Raw genomic sequence first — 22,225 nt, 5'->3', positions numbered from 1 at the left:
TGTCGCGGCTAAAGCCCCTCCCACAGGCTGATCGATGGATTACTCGCGGGCGCCGGGAATGGCCAGCAGCTCGGTCAGGGCTTGGTCGAGCGTTGCGATCAACTTATCCACATCGTCTGCCGTGGTGCTCGGACAGCACAGGGTCATGTTGTGGAACGGGGTGATGAGGATGCCGCGGTTGATCAGGTACAGGTGCAGGGCCATTTGCAGCTCGTCGTGGAACGCCGCTTCGGCTTCTGCACCGGTCTTCGGCGACACCGGACAGAACTGGAACTCGCTGCGCGCGCCCAGCTCGGTCACCGACCACTTCAATCCGTGCTTACCAATCAATGTGCGAAAGCCATCAGCCAGACGCTTGGCCAGCGGCAGCATGTGCGCGTAGGCGGCCTCGGTCATCACCTGTTCCAGGTTGGCGCGCATGCAGTGCATGGCCAGGGCATTGGCTGAAAGTGTGGTGCCCATGCCGCTGTGACCGTGGCCGTGGCTGCCTTCGCTGGCGCGTTTGCGCGCGGCAGTCATGGCCTCGGCCATCGCCGCGCTGCAACCGAAGATGCCACACGGCACACCGCCGGCAATCGGTTTGCCGACCACGAAGAAGTCTGGGTCGAGGTTCCACAACTTGGTGCAGCCACCCATATCGGTGGAGATGGTGTGGGTCTCGTCGATGATCAGCAGCGCGCCGTATTTGCGCGTCAGCTCGCGGCATTGCTGCATAAAGCCCGGCTCGGGCAGGACCATGCCGATGTTGGTCATCGCCGGTTCGCAGATCAGGGCGCAGACGTCGCCCTGGGCCAGTGCGGCGTCCAACGCAGCCACGTCATTGAATGGAATTGAACGGCTGTACTGGGTCAGGTCGTAGGCCTGGCCGACCAAACCGCTGCGCGGCACGGTTTCGCCGTCGATGCAGCGCACCATCACGTCGTCCACGGTGCCGTGGTAGCAACCGTCGAACACCAGCAGCGTCTTGCGCTGAGTAATGGCGCGGGCCCAACGCAACACATAGCGATTGGAGTCGGTGGCGGTTGCCGTGACCTGCCAGAACGGCAGGCCGAAGCGCGCGGCCAGCAGCTCACCGCAGACCACCGCGTCCTCGCCGGGCAGCATGCTGGTCAGGCCGTTGTTGCCCTGTTCGGCGATGGCCTTGGCGATCGGGGCCGGCGAGTGGCCGAACATGGTGCCGGTGTCGCCCAGGCAGAAGTCGATGTATTCGTGGCCGTCGACGTCATAGAAGCGCGCGCCCTTGGCCCGTTCGACGAACAGCGGCACCGGGGTCGACCAGTCCGCCATCCAGTGCATCGGTACGCCGCCGTATAACGAATGGCGCGCGCGTTCGGCCAGGGCCACGGATTTCGGATTACGCGCGATAAAATGCTCACGCTCGCGTTGGGCGAAAGCTTCTACTGCGGCTGGGCTTATTCCACTGGCAGTCATGTTGAACACCTCGTTCGAATTTCTGCACATGCTATTTTGTGATCACAAAAAACTCAAGCATTGGTTTGATCAGGCTTTATTGCTAGATTATCGCTACATTTGTGATCACAGGTTGGTGTGAGATGAACTTTCAGCAAGAGGTAGCGCTGATCAGCGGCGCGGGCAGTGAATCGGGTATCGGCCTGGCCATCGCCCGTCGTCTGGGCCATGCCGGCGCACGGGTACTGTTGACCGCCAGCAGTGCGCGGGTCGAGCAACGGGTTGCCGAACTCTGCGCTGAGGGCATTCAAGCGCGTGGCCGCGCCGCTGACCTGACCGATGAACGGCAGGTCGCCGAATTGCTCGACTGGGCGCAGGCGCAGTGGGGGCAGATCGATATTCTGGTGAACAACGCCGGCATGGCCATGCAAGGCAGCCCCGAGCCATTTGCTGAGCTGGCGGACATGGACCTGGCGACCTGGAACCTGTCCATTGCGCGCAACCTGGGAACAGCCTTTTTACTTACCCGTGCGGTGCTGCCGGGTATGCGCGCGCGCGGTTATGGGCGCATCGTCAATATCAGCTCGACCACCGGCACCCGTGGCAGCAACCCTGGTGAGGCGGCCTACAGCGCGGCCAAGGCCGGTATGCTTGGCCTGTCCATGGGCCTGGCGCTGGAAGTGGCCAAGCAGGGCATTACGGTCAATAGCGTGGCGCCGGGCTGGATCGCCACCGGGTCCAGCACCGAAGAAGAGCACCACGCCGCCGAGCACACGCCACTGGGTCGCGCGGGCCGCCCTGAGGAAGTGGCGGCGGCGGTGGCCTTTCTGGCATCCCGCGAAGCCAGCTATATCACTGGCGAAGTCTTGGTGGTTGACGGCGGTAACTGCCTGATCGAGAACAAAGCCCCGTGAGCGTCTACGGCGCTCATTTCGTTTTACCGTCTGCCTTTTGCAGACCCTAGATGTTCCATGTTTTGGAGAACCCTATGCATAACTGCTCACTGACCCTTGCTCAGCTCCCCGCACCGCCGGTTAGAGGCTTGCGCTGAGTTATGGCTGAGAACTTACAGGACCATCTTTATCAGAACATTCGCGCGGGTTTGTTGGCAGGCCATTTCCAGCCAGGCGAACGCTTGAAGATCCGTGAACTGGCCAGCCAATGGGGCACCAGTCCCATGCCGGTGCGTGCCGCGTTGCAGCGTCTGGTGGCCGAAGGTGCCCTGGAGGGCGAACCGCAGCGCTCGGTGCGCGTCCCGCCGATGACCCGCGAACGCTATGAGCAGATTTTTCAGGTGCGCATGGGCCTGGAGGGGCTGGCCGTGGAGCTGGCCGCGCCGCGCTTAAACGATGCTGACATCGCCACCCTGCGCGCCTGCGTGCAGCAGATGGACCAGGCCATCGAGCAGCGCCAGGTGCAGGGCTACCTGACGGCCAATAGCCAGTTCCATCTGCACCTGTACGCGGCCTGCGGTAACCCGGTGCTGGTGCGCACAATCGAGTCGCTCTGGCTGCAGGTCGGGCCGTTTTTCAATCGCCTGTTTACCAACGCCGACCTGTCACTGCGGCTCAACGACTTTCATGAGGACACCTTTGCCGCCCTTGAGGCGCGTGACGCCAAGGCCGCACGTCAGGCGCTGGAGCAGGACCTGACCTACTTCGCGCGCTTTCTGCTCAATCTGCTCGACCTGGAGCAAGGCGTGCGCTGATTGGTACTCAGCTCTCCAGCCAGATTTCGCGCACCCAGTGCCAGACCGAATCCCAGCTGTCGTCGGTCAGCTCGCATTCGTCGCCGTCCCACAGCACCACGGTGCCGTCCTGCTCCACGCAGTAGTAGTTGCCGTGGTCTTCACAGATCGGCACCAGCTCGCGGGGCACGCCCAGGGACCAGGCCACCGAGGCGACTTCCGGCAGGTAGGTGTGCGATTGCGGGTCGGTAACGGTCACTGGCTCCAGACGCCCGTAGACCACATCGCTGACCTTGAGCAGAAATTCGCGCAGCTCGAACGGCAGGTTGATCAGCAGCTGTTCCTCGATCTCGACCAGCAGCTCTTCTTCAGGCAGCTCCAGCGGAACCGGGACGGGTTCGTTGAGTTCGCGCAGTTGTTCGATGACTTCTTCCACGGTGACAGGTCCTCGAGTGGTGGGATCGGCTTTATACAGTAGCTGGCCTGCAGAATGAAAACCCCTGTGGACATATACTGACGCTTTTGCGGAGCGCTCTTATGTCGGTCACCTGGACCTGCCTGCACCATTGCGAACTCGACATCGCCACCCTGTACGCGCTGCTTGCGCTGCGTACTCAGGTGTTTGTGGTGGAGCAGCGGTGCCCTTACCTGGAGACCGACGGCCAGGACCTGCTTGGCGATACCTGCCACCTGCTGGCTCATGATGCACAGGGGCTGGTGGCCTATCTGCGCCTGCTCGACCCGCAGCGTATGCAGGGCGAGGTGGTGATTGGCCGGGTGGTGATCGCCGAGTCGGTGCGGGGTACGGGTTTGGGCCATGCGCTGATGGAGCAGGCGCTCGCCGAATGCCGCCAGCGCTGGCCGGGTGTGCCGCTGTATCTGTCGGCCCAGGTGCACTTGCAAGGGTATTACGGGCGCTATGGCTTCGCGCCGGTTACCGAGCTGTATCTGGAGGACGATATTCCGCATATCGGCATGCGTCGGGCTGCTGGCGCATAGGTGTGGGAACGGCTCGGTTGATAGCGGTGTTTGGGTAGGTAAAGCACTAGACCGCGAAAAGTCGTCCCAGCTGAAACCGGATGTGGCCATGTTTCGGCTTTCGTCCATTGTCACGATCAAGTCCGAACAGGCTGTTCGGGTCTGAGCAGAAATGATCGCCGAGTGCTATCTTTTGCGTAGGCGCATGTCAATTTGCCAGCGTCATAAAATGAGCTTCCTATGAAAAGCCATACGCAGGATTCCGGCGATACGGTGCTCAGTGAGGACGAGCGACTGCAATTGCTGACCAAGGCCGGTCAGCGCAATCGCTTGTTTATTTTGGCCCTGGCCGGCGTGCTGGGCAGCCTGATGTTGGTATCGAGCGGGCTGAACCTCTACAGCCTGTTCAGCGCCGCTGATGAGCCGCGCATCCAGGCGCTGGAGCAGCAGGTACGCCAGCTTGAACAGCAACTAGTGGTGCAGCAGGGTGCCTTGAGCCATCAGGAAGCGCTATTGGCCAGCCAGCAGGCATCCCAGTTGAGCGGTTTTTTCACGCGCGCGGAAAACCCGGACAGCATCGCCGAAGTGAGCAAGGTGCTGCAGGACCAGGAGCGCGATTATCAGCAGGTGATGCAGGGCTTGAAGGCGGGTATGCGCGACCTGGCAAATATGCTGCCGGGTTCGCGCAGTTGGTTGGCGTATTACAACGAAGCGATTGATCGTGCCCAACTCAGCAGCCGTAAACGCAGTGAAGACATCCGCGCCTGGAATGATAAAGCCCAGCAACCCAGTGCGACAGTCAAGCCGCCGGATCCGGGCGGCGCCGGCAAATGACGGACAACAAAAAACCGGGCATGCCCGGTTTTTTGTTGTCCGCTGTTATCAGCCGTTCTGGCGGATACCGGCGACCAGCCACGGCTGGTTCTCGCCAGCAGCACGCTCCAGGCGCCAGCTTTCGCTGAAAGCTTCGCCCTGGTCGAAACGCGAGGTCTTCGACAGGCCGCTGAAGGTCAGGGTGGCGATGGTCTTCTCGGCCTGGTCGTCGACACCGTCCAGTTGTACCTCGAGGTCGTCGATGTAGGTGGACTGGAAGCCGTCACCCAGGTCGGCGCGCTCGCGCTTGAGGAATTCCAGCAGTTGCGGGGTGACGAACTCGGCGATCTTGTCCATCTCGTCGGCGTCCCAGTGTTGCTGCAGGCTGAGGAAGTGCTCACGGCCGGCGGCCACAAAGCTCTGCTCATTGAACCAGGCCGGGGCGTTGATCACCGGCTTGATCGCTGCGGCGCTGGCGCCACTGCCGAAGATCGAGGTCGGCGCAGGCTGGCCATGAGCTTCACGCTGGAAGGGTGCACCACCGGCAGTCGCAACGGTCGGGTTCTGCTTCTGGCGGCGCGCGGCGAGGAAGCGGAACAGCAGGAAGGCGATCAGGCCGAAAATCAGCATGTCCATGATCTGCAGGCCTTCAAAGCCGTCACCCATAAACATCGAGGCCAGCAGGCCACCGGCGGCCAGACCAGCCAGGGGGCCGAGCCAGCGCGAAGCACCGCTCGCGGCGGCAGGTGCACGACCGGCTGCGGCAGCGCCGGCAGCAGGCTGCGAAGGCGGTGCGGCCTGGCGGCTCTGGTGGCTAGGCGCCGAGCCGAAGGATTTACCGCCGCCGAAGCGCTTGGCTTCGGCATCGAAACTGAGGGTCAACGCCAGGCACATGGCCATGGCGACACTGAGGAAACGCTGCATAAGGGGCCATCTCTTGTGATTGGAACTTTGCGCGGCATCTTGCCCCGCCTTTGGGGCGCAAGGCCAGCCGGAGAATGTATCCAGCTTTTGCCTGAGCGCATGGTTGACGCTATGCAAGGTTGGACTCGTACTGCGTCGCACCGTGCGCGGGGTCCGATGGGCGGTGCCGGTGGGGCCGGCACCACGGCGGATCAGCGCCAGTTGTAGAGTTCTTTCTCGGACAGCTGGTGCATCTGGCTGACCTGGTCCTGGAAGGCTTTCATCGAGGCCCAGATGCGCCCGTTGAGTTCGCTCTGCGCGGCCAGCTCACCGAGTACGACGTCGGATTCACGCTGCATCGCGCTCAGTACCTCGTCGGGGAAGCGCTTGAGCTGGGTGCCGCTTTTCTTCAGTTCTTCCAGGGCGATGGCGTTGTGGTAGACGTAGTCGTCCATCATGTCCTGGCTGGCGGCACGCGCGGCCTCGGTGAGGATCGCCTGCAGGTCGGCAGGCAGGCTGTCCAGGGCCTTCTGGTTGACCAGCAGCTCCAGCACCGCTTGCGGCTCCTGCCAGCCGGGGTAGTAGTAATACTTGGCCGCCTGCTGCAGGCCAAAGGCCTGGTCGTTATACGGGCTGACCCAGTCGGTGGCGTCGATGGCGCCGGTCTGCAGGGAGGTGAACACCTCGCCGCCCGGCAGGTTGACGGTGATCGCGCCGAGCTTGGTCAGCACTTCGCCGCCCAGGCCCGGGGTGCGGATCTTCAGGCCTTTGAGGTCATCCAGGGAGTTGATTTCCTTGTTGAACCAGCCGCCCATCTGCATGCCGGTGTTGCCGACCACAAAGGGTTTCACGCCGAACGGGGCGTAAGCTTCATCCCACAGGGCCTGACCACCGCCCTTGCTCAACCAGGCATTCATTTCGCTGGTCGACAGGCCGAACGGCACGGAGGTGAAGAACTGCGCGGTGCTGACCTTGCCCTTCCAGTAATAGGCGGCGCCATGGCCCAGTTCGGCGGTGCCGCGCGAGACGGCATCGAAGACTTCCAGCGGCGGTACCAGTTCACCACCGGCATACACCTTGATGGTCAGGCGGCCGCCGCTCATGGTGGCGACGCGTTCGGCCAGGCGCTCGGCAGCAGTGCCCAGGCCGGGGTAGTTCTTCGGCCAGGCGGTGACCATCTTCCAGTGGAAGCTTTGCGCTTGCGCGGCGCTGGCGTCTTGCTGGGCAGCAGCTTTTTCGTCCTTGCAGCCGGCCAGGCCGATGGCAGCAAACAGCGCCATAGCGGCGCCGAACAGGTTACGGCGGTTCATCGAGTCGTCTCCAGAGTTAAGGGGCCGGCAGCTGTGGGAGGCACTTGAGCGGCGACTGTCGCGGCTAAAGCCCCTCCCACGCGCCAGATTGTTACAGTGCTTCCAGCTTGGCGTAGGCCAGCATCAGCCACTTGCTGCCTTCGTTCTCAAAGTTCACCTGCACCCGTGCTTGCGCCCCGGAACCCTCGAAGTTGAGGATGGTGCCTTCGCCGAACAGCGAATGTTGCACGCGCTGGCCGAGGCTGAACGGGGTGTCCGGTACGGCGCTGCCGGCGAACAGGCTGCTGCCGCCCATGCTGCGGTTATCGCTGCCGTAGGGGCGCGTGACGCTGTTCGACAGGCGCACTTCCTGCAGCAGGTGCGCCGGCACTTCGCGGACAAAACGCGAGACCTTGTTGTAGGTTTCGTTGCCATACAGGCGGCGGGTTTCCGCGTAGCTGATCACCAGGTGGCGCATGGCGCGGGTGATGCCGACGTAGGCCAGGCGGCGTTCCTCTTCCAGGCGGCCGGGTTCTTCCAGGCTCATCTTGTGCGGGAACAGGCCTTCTTCCATGCCAACCAAAAACACCCGCGGGAACTCCAGGCCCTTGGCGCTGTGCAGGGTCATCAACTGGATGCTGTCTTCGTTCTCGGCGGCCTGGGTGTCGCCGGCCTCCAGGGAGGCGTGGCTGAGGAAAGCGCCCAGCGGGGTCTGCTCTTCGTCGCCTTCTTCGCCTTCGTAGGAGTCAAACGCGCGGGCGGCAGAGACCAGTTCCTCAAGGTTTTCCACCCGTGCCTGGGCCTTCTCGCCTTTTTCGTCGCGGTGGTAGGCGAGCAGGCCGGATTGCTCGATGACCAGCTGCGCCATGCTGTGCAGCTGCAGGCCTTCAACCTTCAGGGCCAGGGTGTCGATCAGCTCGACAAAACCATTCAGCGCCCCGGCGGCGCGCCCACCGATCACCTTGGTGCCGACGGCTTCGTGCAGCGCGGCCCACATCGACAGCTCATTGGCCCGAGCGAACTGGCGCAGGGTTTCCACGGTTTTTTCGCCAATGCCACGCACCGGCAGGTTGATCACCCGCTCCAGCGCCGCGTCGTTATGGCGCTGGTGGATCAGGCGCAGGTAGGCCATGGCGTTCTTGATTTCCGCCCGCTCGAAGAAGCGCTGACCGCCGTAGATGCGGTAGGGGATCTTCTCGCGCAGCAGGGCTTCTTCGAGCACCCGCGACTGGGCGTTGGAGCGGTAGAGGATGGCAATTTCGCTGCGCTTGAGGCCGTCCTTGCGCAGGGCGTCCTCGATGGTTTCGACCACATAGCGCGCTTCGTCGTGCTCGTTGAAGGCGGCGTACAGGCTGATCAGATCGCCATCGCCGACATCGGTGCGCAGCTCTTTACCCAGGCGCCCCTGGTTGTTGGCGATCAGCGCGTTGGCGGCGTTGAGGATGTTCGCCGTGGAGCGGTAGTTCTGCTCCAGGCGGATGATTTCGGCGCCGGCAAAATCGCTGTCGAACTGCTGGATGTTCTCGATCTTCGCCCCGCGCCAGCCGTAGATCGACTGGTCGTCGTCGCCCACCACCATCAGGCTCTCGCCGCCTTTGGCCAGGTAGCGCAGCCAGGCGTACTGCACGGCGTTGGTGTCCTGGAACTCGTCCACCAGAATGTGTCGGAAGCGCTTCTGATAGTGCTCCAGCAGGCCGGCGTTGTTGCGCCACAGGTCGAGGGCGCGCAGCAGCAGCTCGGCAAAGTCGATGACCCCGGCGCGGGCGCAGGCGGCCTCGTAGGCCTCGTAGATGCCTCGCATGGTCGCCAGGAACAGATCACCGCTGGCCTGGATGCCCTGCGGGCGAACGCCTTCGTCCTTCTGCCCGTTGATAAACCACTGCGCCTGCTTGGCCGGCCAGCGTTGCTCGTCCAGGCCCAGCTCGCGAATCACCCGCTTGACCAGGCGCTGCTGGTCGTCGGAGTCGAGAATCTGGAAGTTCTCCGCCAGATTGGCCTCGCGCCAATGGGCGCGCAACAAACGGTGGGCCAGGCCATGGAAGGTGCCAACCCACATGCCGGCCGGGCTCTGCCCGAGCACGTCTTCGATGCGGTGGCGCATCTCGGCGGCGGCTTTGTTGGTAAAGGTCACCGACAGAATGCTGTGGGGCGAGACGCCCAGCCGCTGGATCAAGAACGCAATGCGGTGCACCAGCACGCGGGTCTTGCCGGAGCCGGCACCGGCCAGCACCAACTGATGCCCAGGCGGCGTGGTAACCGCATGGTGCTGGGCTGGATTGAGGGAGGTGAGTCGCTGATCGAGGTCGTTTTGCATCGCGGCATTCTAGGGGGGCACTGGCGCCATCACAAGCCAAGAGCGGCGCCGCCTGCGCGGTATCCGCACAGGCGGCGCCCGGCTCGTGTCTACAGCAGGGCTTTGCCTTGCGCGTAGTAGGCCTGCCTCTCGGCCTCCGGCACCATGCTACCGCCCGTGGCCCAGATCAGGTGGGTGGCATCGCGCATCAGGTCGATGCTGGCCAGCTCCGTTGGCAGTTCGGCCTGTTGCGCCAAGAGGCGCGCGAAGCCGCTGGCGCCGGCCACGGCTGAAGGCTCCAGCGCCAGGCTCTCGCTGTCGCGCAGTTGCGCCAGGCAGGCGAACAGATGCTCGTCACGCACCGTGTAGATACCATCGAGCAACGGCTCCATGACTTTACCGACAAACGCCGACGCGCGGCCCACGGCCAGGCCGTCGGCGCAGGTCAGGTTGTCCAGGCCGATGTCCTGCACGCTGATGCCGTTGTGCAGGCCGCTGTGCATGCCCAGCAACATGCACGGCGAGTGGGTGGGCTCGACGAAGAAGCAGTGTACCGCGTCGCCGAACACCTGCTTGAGGCCGAAGGCCACGCCACCGGGGCCGCCGCCGACGCCACAGGGCAGGTAGACGATCAATGGATGCGCGGCATCCACCGTCACGCCTTGCACCTGGAACTGCGCCTGCAGCCGCTGCGCCGCGACCGCGTAGCCCAGGAACAGCGCGCTGGAATCCTCATCGTCGACGAAGTGGCAGCGTGGCAGGTTAGCCGCTTCGGCGCGCCCCTGGGTCACGGCCACGCTGTAGTCGGAGGCGTATTCGATGACCGTCACGCCCTTGCTGCGCAGCAGCGCCTTCTTCCATTCGCGGGCGTCGGCGGACATGTGCACGGTGACGCGAAAACCCAGTTGCGCGCTGAGGATGCCGATGCTGAGGCCGAGGTTGCCGGTGGAGCCGACCATGATCGCGTGTTCGGCGAACAGCGCGCGAAAGGGCGGGCTGGCGAAGCAGGCGTAATCCTCACCCGGCTGTAGCAGGCCATGCTCCAGGGCCAGGCGCTCGGCGTGCAGCAGTACCTCGTAGAAGCCGCCGCGGGCCTTGATCGAGCCGGAGATTGGCAGTTCGCTGTCGCACTTTATCCACAGATGCTGCGGCACCTCCGTGCCTAGCCATTGCGCCAAAGTGCGTGCACCCTGTGGGATGCAGCGCAGCGGCGATTCGATGATGCCGTCGCTGGCGGCGGTTTGCGGGTACACGGTGCGCAAGTAGGCGGCGAAGCGCTGCAGACGCTGGCTGGCGTCTTCGATGTCCGCAGGACCCAGCGGCAGCGTATTGCGTACCTCGGCGAAAGCTTGGCGCAAGGGGTTGATCCAGAGCGTTTCGCGCGCCTCGCGTAGTCGCTCGAGTTGCACATCTTGGCGTGCGGCGGCATCGGCCAACCAGCGTTGTTCAGGGGAATCGGTCATGTCCCGCTCCTGTGGATAAGTTGACTCAGGCGAAACCGAGGAATCCTTCGGCTTCGCGCAGCGGCCTGGCCCGGGTTAGGTAGTCCAGATCCACTTGTGGGCGGCGCAGCTCGGCGTCGCCTACGAACAGCGTTTCCAGCTCGGCGGCGAAGGCCAGGGTCTGTAGGTCGCTGCCGCGTCGACCGATGATCTGCAGGCCGAAGGGCATGCCGTTGCGGTCGCGTCCGGCGGGCAGGGTCACCGAGGGATGGCCGGCCAGGGTCGAAGCGTACGCCAGCGACAGCCAGTGGTAGTAACTCTGCGTCGGGCGGCCGTCGATCTGCTCGGGGTAGAGCTCGTGCCAGTCGCGCGGGCTGATGGTGGTGGTCGGCGCGAGGATGAAGTCGTGCTCTTCGAAGAATGCCTGCCAGCGGCGGTACAGCTGGGTCTGGTGGCCCAGCGCGCGCACCACGTCGAGGGCCGAGTAGCTTTCGCCTTCGCGGATGTTGTCGGTGATGTTCGGGCCCATCTGCTCCGGGTGACGGTAGAGCAGGTCGCGGTGATGGCCGGAGAAGCCCAGAGCGCGGATCACCGCGAAAGTGTCGTCGGCATCGCTGCAGTCCGGGTGAGTGTGCTCGCACCGGGCGAAGACATGAGCGAAGCGCGCCAGCTTGTCGGCAAAACTGTCGGCCACCAGGCGTTCGGTGAGGGTGAAGCCGAAGTCGCTGGTCACCGCGACCTTGGCGCTGGACAAGTCCAGCGGCGGCAACTGGCGGTAGGCGGCAGCGTCGTGGGCCAGAGCGCCGTCGATCACCGGCACCCAGGGATCGCGGCGGTCAGCGCGAATCATCGACGACAGCATCAGGCCGACATCGCCGACCGTGCGCGCCATCGGCCCGTTGATCGACATGGGCAGCAAGCCCAGTGGCCGGCTGTGTCCAGGCACCAGGCCCGGGGTGGCGCGAAAGCCGACCACGGCGTTGAAGGCGGCCGGGCTGCGCAGGCTGCCGCCGGTGTCCGAGCCGGTGGCCAGCGGCGCCATGCCACAGGCCAGAGCTACCGCCGATCCACCGGACGAGCCCGCCGCCGAGCGGGTCAGGTCGAAGGGGTTGGCAGTCACCCCGTAGACCGCGTTGCGGGTATTGCCGCCGGCGCTCCATTCGGGGTTGTTGGCCTTGGCCATGATCAGTGCACCAGCGCTGCGCAGTTGGGCGACCATCGGGTCGTCGCCACGGGCGATGTTGTCGGCGTAGATCGTGCTACCGAAGGTGGTCGGCAGGCCGCTGACGTCGACCATGTCCTTTACGCACAGCGGCAGGCCGTGCAGGGCGCCGAGCGCTTCGCCGCGGTCGATGGCGCGTTGCGCGGTGACGGCCGCCTGGCGCATGTTCGTGTAGTCGTCGGCGACCAGGGCGTTGACGGCTGGGTTGACCGCTTCGGCGCGGGCGATGCAGCTATCGGCGAGTTCCACGGCGGAGAGTTGCTTGCTTGCCAGCAGGCGGCGCGCCTGTTGAGCACTCAGATCGCAGGGTTGCATGGGCAGATTCTCTTCAAACGAAATAAAAAGGCGCGGCACCGCTGGCGCCGCGTGGCATCACAGGGCCGGGGCGAAGGCGGCAAAGTCCCAGGAGCGACCGGGGGCGACCTCGATCAACTGGCGGGTGTAGTCCGCCTTGGGCGCGCCCAGCACCTGCTGAGCGGGGCCGTACTCGACCACCTGACCGCGTTGCATCACCAGCACGTCATCGCAGATCTGCGCGGCCACACGCAGGTCGTGGGTGATAAACAGCACGGCGATGCCCAGGCGTTTCTGGATATCATCGAGCAGGGCCAGCACCTGCGCCTGTACCGAAACATCGAGGGCCGAGACCGCCTCGTCGGCGACGATCACCGAGGGCTCCATGGCCAGCGCGCGGGCGATGGCGATGCGCTGGCGCTGACCGCCGGAGAACTGGTGCGGGAAGCGCTGCAAAGAATCTTCCGGCAGCCCGACCAGGCTCAGCAGCTCGGCGGCGCGGGCCATTGCCTGCTCACGTGGCACGCCATAGTTCATCGGCCCTTCGATCAGGCTCTGGGCAACGCTGCGGCGTGGGTTGAGCGAGCGATAGGGATCCTGAAAGATCATCTGGATGCGCTGGCGGTGTGGCTTGAGCGCCGCTGCGCTGAGGTCGGAGATGTCCTGGCCTCTGACGCGGATGGCGCCTGAGGTCGGGTCGATCAGGCGCATCACGCATCGCGCCACGGTCGACTTGCCCGACCCCGACTCGCCGACGATGCCCAGGGTGCGGCCTTCATACAGCTGGAAGCTGACGTTCTGCACCGCTGCGGTGCTGCTGCGCTTGCGCCACCACAGGCGCCGTGGCCCGGCGTAGACCTTGTGCAGTTCGGCCACGTCGAGCACCAGGCGTGGCCCGCTGGCGGGCCGTGGGGCGCGTGGCGTCAGGCTCGGCACAGCGGCCAGCAGGTCGCGTGTATAGGCCTGTTGCGGGGTGCTCAGTACTTCGCGCAGCGGGCCCTGCTCGACGAGGGTGCCGAGGTGCATGACGCAGACACGGTCGGCGATGTCCGCCACCACGCCCATGTCATGGGTGATGAACAGCACCGCCGTGCCGTGCTTCTCCTGCAGCTCGCGGATCAGCTTGAGAATCTGGTGCTGGGTGGTGACGTCCAGCGCGGTGGTCGGCTCATCCGCGATCAGCAGGCGCGGTTCCAGCAGCAGCGCCATGGCGATCATGATGCGCTGGCGTTGGCCGCCGGACAGCTGGTGTGGATAACTCGCGTAGATGCGCTCGATATCCGGCAGGTGCACCTGCTCCAGCGCTGCCAGCACGCGCTGGCGGCGCGTGGCGGCGTTGTCGTCGGTGTGCTGGGCGAGCACTTCGTCCAGCTGCCGGCCGACGCTCAGCACCGGGTTGAGCGCGGTCATCGGCTCCTGGAAGATCATCGCCATACGGCTGCCGCGCAGCTCGGCCAGGCGGGCCGGGGAAGCCTGCAGCAGGTCTTCGCCATCGAGCAGGATGCGCCCGCCGCTGGCGCGCAATGCGCCCTGCGGCAGTAGATCCATGGTGGCCAGCGAGGACACCGACTTGCCTGAGCCGCTTTCGCCAACCAGGCACAGGGTTTCGCCGGCATGAATCTCGAAGGAGATGCCCTTGAGGATTGACCGTGGCTTACCGCCGACGGTCTCTACTTGGAGGTTTTCCACTTTAAGTACGGCGTTCATGTTCAGCCCTCCCGGCGCTGCATCTTCGGATCGAGGGCGTCGCGCGCCGCGTCACCGAGCAGGTTGATCGACAGAATGCACAGCGATAGCAGCAGACCGGCCCAGAAAATCAGCGACGGCTTGAGCTGAAAGAAGGTGCGTCCGTCGGCCATGATGTTGCCCCAGGTCGGCGTCTCCGAACTCAGGCCGACACCAAGGAACGACAGGGTGGCCTCGGTGAGGATCGCCGCCGCGCAGATGTAGGTGCACTGCACGATCAGCGGCGCCAGGGTGTTAGGCATCAGGTGGCGCCAGATGATGGTCAGCGTCGGTGTGCCCATCAGTTGCGCGGCCTCGACATAGGCCTCTTCGCGGATCGACAGCACCTGTGAGCGGATCAGCCGCACCACCTGGGGAATCTCCGGAATCATGATGGCGATCATCAGCGTCCACAGGTTGGCACTGGTCAGCGAGACGATGGCGATTGCCGCGAGAATCCCGGGAATGGCCATCAGGCCGTCCATGAAGCGCATCAACACGGCATCGATGCTGCGGAAGTAACCCGCCAGCAAGCCCAGGGGAAGGCCCACCAGAAGCGTGGCCAGGGCGACGCCGACACCGACCGTCAGCGACACCTGGGCGCCGTAGATCACCCGGGCGAAGAGGTCGCGGCCGTAGGCATCGGTGCCCAGCCAGTGTTCCGCGCTCATGCCTTGCAGGCGCTGCGCCGGGGCGATTTCACTGGGGTCGTGCTGGGTTAGCCAGGGGGCGAAGATCGCCATCGCCACGATCAACAGCAGCACGATAGCGGCCACCAGCGTGGCGCCGCGTGGGCGCTTGCGGCTGATCCCGCTAAGCAGGCGCGGCAGGGTCCGCGCACCGCTGAGCGGTGAATAGGGGGTCTGGCTCATCAGTAGCGGATCCTCGGGTCGGTGATCGCGTAGGACAGGTCGATCAGCAGGTTGATGACCACGTAGAGGCCGGCGGTGAGCAGGATCAGCGCCTGGATCACCGGGTAGTCGCGGGCCAGTACGGCATCCACGATCAGGCGGCCGAGGCCGGGGATGTTGAACACGCTCTCGGTGACCACCACGCCGGACACCATCATGGCGAAGCCTGCGCCGACCACGGTGAGAATCGGCACGGCGGCATTGCGCAGGGCATGGCGGAACAGCACCACGCGCTGGCTGAGACCCTTGGCGCGAGCGGTGCGGATGTAATCCTCACGCAGCACTTCGAGCATGCTGGCGCGGGTCATGCGGGCGATCAGCGCGATGTACACCGACGACAGCGTCAGCGCCGGCAGGATCAGCCGCGAGAGGAACTCGCCCAAGCCCTTGTCAAGGCCGCGAAAGCCCTGCACCGGCAGCCAGCGCAGTTCGATGGCGAACACCTGGATCAGCAGGTAGGCGATGACGAATACCGGCACCGAGAAACCCACCACCGAGACGGACATCACCAGATTGTCGATCCAGCTGCCCTGACGCCAGGCGGCGATTACACCCAGCGGTACGGCGATCAGCACGGTGATCAGGATGGCCGCCAGGGCCAGGCTGACGGTGGGCTCCAGACGCTGAGCGATCATCGATGACACTGTGGTCTGCGAGATCAGCGAGGTGCCGAGATCGCCTTGCAGCAGGTTGCCGATCCAGAGCAGGAACTGCGTCAGGATCGGTTCGTCCAGACCCAGGGCGCGACGGATGTTGGCCACCTGCTCGGGGTTGGCCATGTCGCCGGCGATGATGGTCGCCGGATCACCGGGTGACAGGCGCAGCAGCAGGAACACGCTGAGCGCCACCACCAGCATGACCGGGATGGCGGTCAGTAGGCGGCGGATGAAGTAACTGAACATGGGAATCTCCCGGAGGGTGCATGCAAGCATGGGCGCCCCGCGCGGGGCACCTGTTGCTCTAGTCGGCTTTTTTCATGCCCCAGAAGGCGGTAACCGTGCCCTGGACGATATCGCTGAGCTCATTGCGCCAGCTGGTGACGTTCTGGAACTGACCCAACGGAACCACGATCACCTGATCCATCGCCTCTTTCTGTACGGCTGCGGACAGCGACTTGCGCTGCGCCGGGTCGGTGGACAGGGAGAACTCGCTGCGCAGTTGCTCCATGCGCTCGTCCTTCGGCCAGCCGAACCAGGCGTCATCGTTGCCGGTGGCGATCAGCGTCGGGTTCACCGCCGGGCTCCAGATGCTGTCCACCGCGAAGTTGGTGAACATCATGTTCCAGCCACCCTCGGCCGGAGACTTCTTGCTGGCGCGTTGGCTGACCAGGGTTTGCCAGTCCATCTGCTTGAGCTCGACATTGAAGCCGGCCTTGCGCAGTTGCTGGGCCACGACCATGGGTTGCGGCGCCAGGGTGCCGACATCGGAGGGCTGCAGGATGACCACCGGGGTGTTCTGGTAGCCGGCCTCCTTGAGTAGGCGCTGAGCTTCGCCGAGGTCGCCGTCCTTGATCAGCGTTTCGGCGCCTACTTCGCTGCTTTGCGCGGTGTTGCAGCCGAACACCGATCCGCACAGCTGGTAGTAACGCGGGTCGCCGACCAGTGCGGCGAGTACGTCCTTCTGCTTGATCGCCAGCAACGCGGCTCGGCGGATTCGTAGGTCGTCGAACGGTGGTTGCAGGAAGTTCATGCGTCCCAGGGTCTGCATGCCGAGTTTGTCGAGCACTTCGCTGGTGATCTCGGGGTTGCCCTCGAGCAGCGGCAACAGATCGAAGGGTGTGCGCTCGATGTAGTCGATATCGCCGCTGTTGATGGCGTTCACCGTGGTCTGCATGTCCGGCATGTTGATCCACTCGACGCGGTCGACATAGACCTGCTTGCTGCCGGCGGTGCCGCTGGGCGCTTCGCTGCGCGGTTGGTAGTCGGCGAATTTCTCGAACACCGCCTTCACGCCCGGTTGGAATTCGGCATCGACGAAGCGGAACGGCCCGGAACCGATATGGTTGGCCAGCGGCTCGCCCGGCGCGGCCGAGGCGACTTGCTCGGGCATGATGAAGGGGGCCACCGACGAGGGTTTGGCGATCAGTTCGAGCACGTCACCGAAGGGGCGTGCGAGCTTGAGCACGAACTGCTTGTCGTTGACCGCTTGCAGGCTGTCGACGTTGGCCATCAGCAACTTGCCACCGGTATCGAACACCCCCCAGCGCTTGAGCGAAGCCACGCAGTCACGCGAGGTCACTGGTGTGCCGTCGTGCCAGAGCAGGCCGTCGCGCAGGGTGAAGGTGTAGCTCAGGCCATCGTCGGAAACCGTCCAGTCAGCCATCTGCGGCTGCAGCTGGTTGTTGCCGTCCAGGCCGATCAGGGTGTCGTAGACCATGTAGCCGTAGTTGCGCGCGATGGTGGCGCTACTGGCGACCGGATCCAGTGCTCGCAGTGCCGCATGCATGACGGCATGCACGGTGGTTTCGGCCTGGGCCTGCGCGGTCAGCGACAGGCTGCCGGCGATTGCCAGCATGGCGAACAGCTTGTGGCTTCGTGACGTGCGGCGCGTGACGGTCGACTCGTGCATTGTATGGTCCCCTTCAACTGGTCTTCGGTGGCGAGTCGGGCTCGAGGGCCGCAATGACTCATGGGTCGGGTTCGATACTAGCGCTCGTGCCAATCATGTCGTTAGATGCATTTTTAGAAGGAGGTATTGCCATTACGGCAATACACGGGACGACTCCTTGGGAGCCAGAAAATGACTGAACGGGTGTTGGTGGACAGTGCGCTACGCTACTTCCTGGCGGTGGTGCGATATGGCTCGATCAACAAGGCCTCGGTGCAGTTGCACGTCGCCCCTTCTGCCGTCAGCCGGCAGATCGCCAGGCTCGAGGCGGAACTGGGATCCCAGCTCTTCGAGCGCACCAAGACCGGCATGCGTCTGTCTGCCTCGGGCGAGTTGCTCGCCGACCATGCGCGCAAGGCGCGCCTGGAGGCATTGCGAGTGGTCAACGAGATCACCGGGCTGGAGGGCATTCAGAAAGGCATGGTACGCATCGCCAGCATCGAGGGCCTGGCGACCTATTTCCTACCACAGCTGATCAGCCGCTTCCGTGAGCGCTACAGCGGTATCCACTTTGAATTGATCGCCTGCTCCAACAGTAATGTCACCCGACGAGTGCAGGAGGGCGTTGCGGATATCGGCCTGACCCTGACTCCCCCGCCGATGCGCGGCATTCGCGTGGAAAAACGCATCATGGCGCCGGTGCATGCGGTGATGAGCATCGACCACCCGTTGGCGTCCAAGCGTCAAGTCACGCTTGCGCAACTGGCAGGCTATCCGCTCGGTCTGCCGCAGGAGAACACCAACCTGCGCAACCTGTTCGACATCGCCTGCAGTCGTCAGGGGTTGTTGATAGAGCCTGTGCTGGTCAGCAACTACGTCAATGCCCTGATCGCCTTTTCCGCCAGTGGTGGCGGCGTAACCCTGTTCGGCGAACTCTCCGTGCGTCACCACAGCTATCGCGAGCGCCTGGCGGTGCTGCCCGTCAAGGATCGCGAGATGAGCTCGCGAACCATTGAGGTGCAAACCCTGGCCGGGCGTACATTGCCCAAGGGCGTTGCTGCCTTTCTCGAAATGTTATGTCAGGAGCTGGATTAGAGGTATTGGATACTTGAGCTCAGTGGAATTCTGGGTCGTTCGTAAGAGTCGGGTAGTCTTAGCGGCCGACTATATGTTGCTGTCGCTCAATGCGCGTAGGACGCTTCCTGGCGTTGAATTACAGACGAAACTGCCTGCATCCATGCTGGGAACAGCGTCTATCCCGGTCTTCTCCCGCGATGTCATGGCTGGGCTTGCCGAAAAAGCACCGAAGCCCCTTGCCAGGCCGCTGAAAAACTACCTGCGTTGCCATTGCCTCGGCCACCAACGAGTACCACTTTGATGCCAAGCGCAGAGGTGGCGGCAAGACAGTCGAAGCCATGCCGGACAGCGTCATCGGCAGCGAGCTGAGTGCTGGCGGCGACTTGCGCGCGGTGTCTGGAGGCGATATGACCCTGAGCAGCGCTACCCGCTCGTAGGACGTGGAGAAAACCGGACGACCGGCCAGTCATCCAGGCAGGCTCGGCCGCATCGTCCATGCCTGCCAGACGTTGCCCCGAAAACTGCGCAAAACCCCACGCCAGACAGTTGGGCGACGGGTTTTCGTGGGGTATGCTGCGCCGACTTTAGGCACCCTCGAATAAGAATATCGCCTATGACCGCTCTATCAGCAGATGCCCCTGCTCCGCTGACACTGGACACTTCGCGCGACATTGCTCGGCATTTCGCCTCGGACATCGAGGCTGAACGCACGCGCCTGCTGTACCTCGGCTCCCGTGTGCCCACCCTGTTCATGCTGCTCAACGGCCTGGCCTGTGCCTGCCTGCTGTGGGGGCCGGATAACGGTTGGCTGCTGATTGGCTGGCTGGTCTGGCTGGTGCTGCTGGCGGTGCTGCGTTTGGTCCAGGTCTCGGCCTTCAATGCGGCGCCGCCCAGTAGCCAGGCCAGCACGCACTGGCGCCGGCGTTTTCTGCTCGGCGCCGGCGCCTCGGGGCTGACCCTGGCCTTTGGCGCGGTACTGCTGGTGCCCAGTGATGTGTTCTACCAGCAGGCGCTGGTCTATGGGCTGATTGCCACAGCGATTCTCTCGGCCAGTGTGGCCTATGCGGTGAGCCGTGCCGCTTTCCTCGCCTTTGCGCTGCCCTGTCTGCTGCCGACCCTCACCTACCTGCTGTTCAGCGGTGATCCGCTGCTGCGTGGCTGGGGTTTGCTGGGCTGCATCCTGCTCGTGGCCCTGATGGTGGTGGCCTGGCAGGTGCACCGGTTGGTGCAGCGCAGCCTGTTGCAGCGCTTCCAGAATCAGGCGCTGATCGCCAACCTGGAGTCTGCCAAGCAGCAGGCCGAAGGCCTCAACCATGAGCTGGCGCGTGAGGTGGAGCAGCGCCGCCGTGCCGAGCGCGAGCTGCGCCAGGCCCACGGCGAACTGGAGCTGCGTGTGGCCGAGCGCACCCTGGAACTGGACGAAGCGACCCATGCCCTGGGCAAGAGCCAGGCGCGTCTGGCCCTTGCCTTGGAGGCCAGCGAACTGGGCCTGTGGGACTGGGACCTGCAGAGCGATGAGGTGCACCACAGCCACCTGCACGAGTTGTTCGGTCTGCCGCCGGAAGCGGTACAGGTGATGCTGCGCGACCTCAAGCCGCGCCTGCATCCTGATGACCTGCCGGCGCTGCGCCGGGCGCTGGTCGAGCACATGCAAGGGCAAAGCGACGGTTACCAGATCGAATACCGGGTGCGCCATGCCGACGGCCACTGGGTATGGATCGAAGACCGTGGCCGGGCGGTCGAGCGCGATGGCCGTGGCCGGGTGCGGCGTATGCTCGGCACGCGCCGCGACATCAGTGCGCGCAAGCAGCATGAAGAGCAGCAGCGCCTTGCCGCGATGGTCTTCGAAGCGGCCAGCGAAGGCATCGTCATTCTCGATGCCGACTACCGCCTGCTGGCGATCAACCAGGCGTTCAGCGCGCTGTCCGGCTACAGCCGCGAAGAGGTCCTTGGTCAGCGCGCCATTCGCCTGGTCAGCCAGCCTGAGACCCAGCGCCAGTATCAGTCGATCCGCCTGGAGCTGGAGCAGCATGGCAGCTGGCAGGGTGAGCTGATGGAGACCCGCAAGAACGGCGAACTCTACCCGCAGTGGCTGCAACTCAATGTGGTGCGTGATGCCCGCGGCGGCGTCAGCCATGTCGTCGGTTTTTTCGCCGACCTGTCTTCGCGGCGCGCGGCCGAGGAGCGCCTGCGCTACCTCTCGCACTACGACGAGTTGACCGGCCTGGCCAACCGTAGCCTGTTCCGCGAGCGCCTGCACGACGCCGGCCAGCGTGCCCGCCAGCGCGGTGGCAGCATTGCGCTGCTGCATATCGACCTGGACCGTTTCAAGCTGCTCAACGACAGCCTGGGTCACGACGTGGCCGACGAGTTGTTGCGGCAAATGAGCCGGCGCCTGACCCAGGCATTGCCCGAGGCCGACACCCTGGCACGGCTGTCCGGTGATGAATTCGCCGTGCTGCTCGATGCCTACGGCAGCCTCTCCGCCCTGGCGCGTACAGCCAGCCGCCTGCTCGACACGCTGCGCCTGCCGGTCATCGTCGGTGGGCAGGAGTTGGTGGTGAGCGCCTCATTGGGCATCAGTTTGTTGCCGGATAACGCCCGGGAAATCGCTTCGCTGATCAGCCAGGCGAACATGGCCATGCAGCACGCCAAGCACCTGGGTGGTAATACCTTCCAGTTCTTCACCGATAACCTGCAGGCCTGCACCCTGGAGCGCCTGCAACTGGAAACCCAACTGCGCAAGGCCATCGACGAAGGTCAGCTGGAGGTCTTCTACCAGCCCAAACTGTGCATGACCGAAGACCGCCTGAGCGCCGCCGAGGCGCTGGTGCGTTGGCGCCACCCCGAACGCGGCCTGGTAGCGCCGGGCGAGTTTATCGGTCTGGCCGAGGAAACCGGGCTGATTGCCGCCATTGGCGAATTCGTCCTGCGTCGCGCGTGTCAGCAGGCGCGCAGCTGGCAATTGCAGGGGCTGGCGGATATTCGCGTGTCGGTCAACCTGTCGGTGCACCAACTGCGCCAGGGCAATCTGGTCAGCCTGGTGCGCCGGGTGCTGGAGGAAACCGACCTGGCAGCGCAGTGGCTGGAACTGGAACTGACCGAAAGCCAGCTGCTGGATAACGTCGAGAATGTCATCAGCACCTTCCAGCAACTGCGCGGGCTGGGCGTCAAACTGGCTATCGACGACTTCGGCACTGGCTATTCCTCGCTCAGCTACCTGAAACGCTTCCCGGTGGATTACGTGAAGATCGACCAGAGTTTTATCCGCGACCTGGCGGCGGGTGGCGAAGACGCCGCTATCACCCGCGCGATCATCGTCATGGCCCACAGCCTGGGCCTCAAGGTGGTGGCCGAGGGCGTGGAAACCCAGGCGCAGATGGACTTTCTCAAGGAGCAGCGCTGCGACGAGCTGCAGGGCTACCTGATCAGCCGGCCTATCGAAGCCGAGGCCTTTGCCGCGCTCCTGCGCGAACAAGCGCGGTTGGCGTAGCGGCTCCTGCGCGCTGGTACACAGATCGCACAGTGGTGCAGGTCGGTAGCCTGGGTTGAGCCGCGTGATACCCGGGGATAAGTGTCCCGGGTGTCGCTTCGCTCGACCCAGGCTACGTGCTGCGAAAGCGGAGTTCCGGGG

At 64.3% G+C, this 22,225-nt stretch carries 17 protein-coding genes; 6 read left to right on the top strand and 11 right to left on the bottom strand.

Annotated features, from left to right (window positions below; all coding sequences use genetic code 11):
- Positions 1 to 39: 39 nt before the first annotated feature.
- Positions 40 to 1,431: an aspartate aminotransferase family protein gene (locus tag BMW49_RS21575; RefSeq protein ID WP_069519808.1), complete on the bottom strand. Its 1,392-nt coding sequence runs from the start codon at positions 1,429 to 1,431 to the stop codon at positions 40 to 42.
- Positions 1,432 to 1,553: 122 nt separating this feature from the next.
- On the opposite strand from BMW49_RS21575, the gene BMW49_RS21570 reads away from it, so the two are divergent.
- Positions 1,554 to 2,324, top strand: coding sequence for an SDR family NAD(P)-dependent oxidoreductase (locus BMW49_RS21570; protein WP_069519807.1), 771 nt, complete (start codon positions 1,554 to 1,556; stop codon positions 2,322 to 2,324).
- Positions 2,325 to 2,464: 140 nt separating this feature from the next.
- Positions 2,465 to 3,118: a GntR family transcriptional regulator gene (locus BMW49_RS21565; RefSeq protein ID WP_069519806.1), complete on the top strand. Its 654-nt coding sequence runs from the start codon at positions 2,465 to 2,467 to the stop codon at positions 3,116 to 3,118.
- Positions 3,119 to 3,125: 7 nt separating this feature from the next.
- Here BMW49_RS21565 and BMW49_RS21560 read toward each other — a convergent pair whose 3' ends face one another.
- Entirely contained in the window at positions 3,126 to 3,533 is a 408-nt protein-coding gene (locus BMW49_RS21560; RefSeq protein ID WP_069519805.1) for an SMI1/KNR4 family protein, read from the bottom strand.
- 101 nt (positions 3,534 to 3,634) lie between these two features.
- Between BMW49_RS21560 and BMW49_RS21555 the strand changes: the two genes are divergently transcribed.
- Together BMW49_RS21555 and BMW49_RS21550 are read left to right on the top strand one after the other, a co-directional pair.
- Positions 3,635 to 4,096, top strand: coding sequence for a GNAT family N-acetyltransferase (locus BMW49_RS21555; protein ID WP_069519804.1), 462 nt, complete (start codon positions 3,635 to 3,637; stop codon positions 4,094 to 4,096).
- A 219-nt stretch (positions 4,097 to 4,315) separates the two neighbouring features.
- Positions 4,316 to 4,909 (top strand): hypothetical protein, encoded by a 594-nt coding sequence (locus BMW49_RS21550; RefSeq protein WP_069519803.1) that lies wholly within the window; start codon positions 4,316 to 4,318, stop codon positions 4,907 to 4,909.
- Between the two features lie 48 nt (positions 4,910 to 4,957).
- Here BMW49_RS21550 and BMW49_RS21545 read toward each other — a convergent pair whose 3' ends face one another.
- The 9 genes from BMW49_RS21545 to BMW49_RS21505 form a co-directional block, all read right to left on the bottom strand.
- A complete protein-coding gene (locus BMW49_RS21545) occupies positions 4,958 to 5,812 on the bottom strand; it encodes a Tim44 domain-containing protein (protein WP_069519802.1) in 855 nt (284 codons plus the stop codon).
- A 191-nt stretch (positions 5,813 to 6,003) separates the two neighbouring features.
- Positions 6,004 to 7,101, bottom strand: a complete 1,098-nt coding sequence (locus BMW49_RS21540; RefSeq protein ID WP_069519801.1) for a TRAP transporter substrate-binding protein — start codon at positions 7,099 to 7,101, stop codon at positions 6,004 to 6,006.
- A gap of 91 nt (positions 7,102 to 7,192) precedes the next feature.
- Positions 7,193 to 9,394 carry a DNA helicase II gene (uvrD, locus tag BMW49_RS21535; protein ID WP_069519800.1) on the bottom strand — a complete coding sequence of 734 codons (2,202 nt, stop codon included), beginning with the start codon at positions 9,392 to 9,394 and terminating at the stop codon, positions 7,193 to 7,195.
- A gap of 89 nt (positions 9,395 to 9,483) precedes the next feature.
- Positions 9,484 to 10,836, bottom strand: a complete 1,353-nt coding sequence (locus BMW49_RS21530; RefSeq protein ID WP_069519799.1) for a D-serine ammonia-lyase — start codon at positions 10,834 to 10,836, stop codon at positions 9,484 to 9,486.
- Positions 10,837 to 10,861: 25 nt separating this feature from the next.
- A complete protein-coding gene (locus BMW49_RS21525) occupies positions 10,862 to 12,352 on the bottom strand; it encodes an amidase (protein WP_069519798.1) in 1,491 nt (496 codons plus the stop codon).
- Between the two features lie 57 nt (positions 12,353 to 12,409).
- A complete protein-coding gene (locus BMW49_RS21520) occupies positions 12,410 to 14,038 on the bottom strand; it encodes an ABC transporter ATP-binding protein (protein ID WP_069519797.1) in 1,629 nt (542 codons plus the stop codon).
- Positions 14,039 to 14,040: 2 nt separating this feature from the next.
- Positions 14,041 to 14,928 (bottom strand): ABC transporter permease, encoded by an 888-nt coding sequence (locus BMW49_RS21515; protein WP_069519796.1) that lies wholly within the window; start codon positions 14,926 to 14,928, stop codon positions 14,041 to 14,043.
- Entirely contained in the window at positions 14,928 to 15,869 is a 942-nt protein-coding gene (locus BMW49_RS21510; RefSeq protein ID WP_069519795.1) for an ABC transporter permease, read from the bottom strand. The genes BMW49_RS21515 and BMW49_RS21510 overlap by 1 nt, the downstream gene beginning before the upstream one ends.
- A gap of 58 nt (positions 15,870 to 15,927) precedes the next feature.
- The gene (locus BMW49_RS21505; protein WP_069519794.1) at positions 15,928 to 17,535 is read right to left on the bottom strand and encodes an ABC transporter substrate-binding protein; all 1,608 of its coding nucleotides are present in this window, start codon (positions 17,533 to 17,535) and stop codon (positions 15,928 to 15,930) included.
- A 171-nt stretch (positions 17,536 to 17,706) separates the two neighbouring features.
- Between BMW49_RS21505 and BMW49_RS21500 the strand changes: the two genes are divergently transcribed.
- A complete protein-coding gene (locus tag BMW49_RS21500; RefSeq protein WP_069519793.1) occupies positions 17,707 to 18,609 on the top strand; it encodes a LysR family transcriptional regulator in 903 nt (300 codons plus the stop codon).
- Between the two features lie 595 nt (positions 18,610 to 19,204).
- Complete coding sequence (locus BMW49_RS21495; RefSeq protein WP_069519792.1) at positions 19,205 to 22,084, top strand: putative bifunctional diguanylate cyclase/phosphodiesterase; 2,880 nt, start codon at positions 19,205 to 19,207, stop codon at positions 22,082 to 22,084.
- Positions 22,085 to 22,225 lie beyond the last annotated feature (141 nt).

The organism is Pseudomonas cuatrocienegasensis (assembly GCF_900110925.1).
GTDB classification, from domain to species: Bacteria; Pseudomonadota; Gammaproteobacteria; order Pseudomonadales; family Pseudomonadaceae; genus Aquipseudomonas; species Aquipseudomonas cuatrocienegasensis.
Note: the sequence above shows the minus strand (reverse complement) of the source record. Positions and strands in the feature narration are given on the sequence as shown.